The organism is Variovorax sp. P1_H12_2 (assembly GCF_056405335.1).
Genome location: NZ_JBFUCI010000792.1, coordinates 1 through 1005, shown reverse-complemented (window position 1 = coordinate 1005; position 1005 = coordinate 1). Strand labels below are relative to the sequence as shown.

At 72.4% G+C, this 1005-nt stretch carries 2 protein-coding genes; both read right to left on the bottom strand.

All coding sequences use genetic code 11. The features are described 5' to 3' along the window. On the bottom strand, positions 1-367 hold a 367-nt coding region (gene pyrF, locus AC1D2K_RS35200; RefSeq protein ID WP_478095118.1), incomplete at its 3' end, for an orotidine-5'-phosphate decarboxylase. 157 nt (positions 368-524) lie between these two features. Continuing rightward, the coding region (locus tag AC1D2K_RS35195) for a uracil-DNA glycosylase family protein (RefSeq protein ID WP_478095116.1) at positions 525-1005 on the bottom strand (481 nt) is incomplete at its 5' end.

Here is a 1005-nt window from a genome sequence, read left to right as displayed (position 1 = left end):
GAGACAGCGTGACGGCATCGGCCCCATAGCGCTCGAAGGCCTCGCGCGCGTACTGCTCGGCGGTCGAGCCGATGTCGCCGCGCTTGGCGTCGAGGATCACCGGCACCTGGGGCGCGTTGCGGCGCATGTGTTCCATCAGTTGCTCGAGCTGCCCCTCGGCCCGGTGCGCGGCGAAATAGGCGATCTGCGGCTTGAAGGCGATCGCCAGGTCGGCCGTGGCGTCGACGATGCGGGCGCAGAAGTCGTAGATCCGGCTGGCGTCGCCCTTGAGCCCGGCGGGGAATTTGGTCGGCTCGGGGTCGAGGCCGACACACAGCAGCGAGCCGTTTTGGCGCTCGGCGGCGCGCAGCTTGTCCAGGAAGGTCATGGACCAATTTTAGGCGGCTGGCACATGAGGTGAGGAGAGCAGGACTCAGGCCGGCGCCGGGCCGCCAGCGCGGCGAAGTCCGCGCTTCGCACGGACGGGCGGCCTGCCGCTCCCCCTCGGGGGGCAGCGACCCACACAAAGTGGGGGAGCGTGGGGGCTACACCTGCTCGGCCGCCAGGCAGAGATCGGACCAGGCCCGGCCCTTGTCGGCCGGGTTGCGCAGCAGGTAGGCTGGGTGGTAGGTGGCGACGACCGGTGTCGCCTGCACGCCCGGCAGGTCCATCGGGACCACGCGGCCGCGCAGCCTTCCGAGCGGGTCGGCGCTCTGCATGAGGCTCTGCGCCGCCAGCGGCCCCATCGCGAGCACCACGCGGGGCGCCAGGGCGTCGATGCTCTCGGCCAGCACGTCGCCGATCGGCCGCGGGCTGGCGGGCTGGCCCGCGGCGACGCCGCGGTGCGTGCGCATCAGGTGCACCGGCGTGGGTCCGCCATGCAGCTGCAGCGCGTTCAGCATGTTGTAGAGCAGCCTTCCGGCGTCGCCTTCGAAGGGCTCGCCGTGCCGGCCATCGAGTTCGGGCGGCATGTCGGCCACGATCAGCCAGCCGCCCTGCGGCGCTGCCGCGGGGTCGCCGCAGACG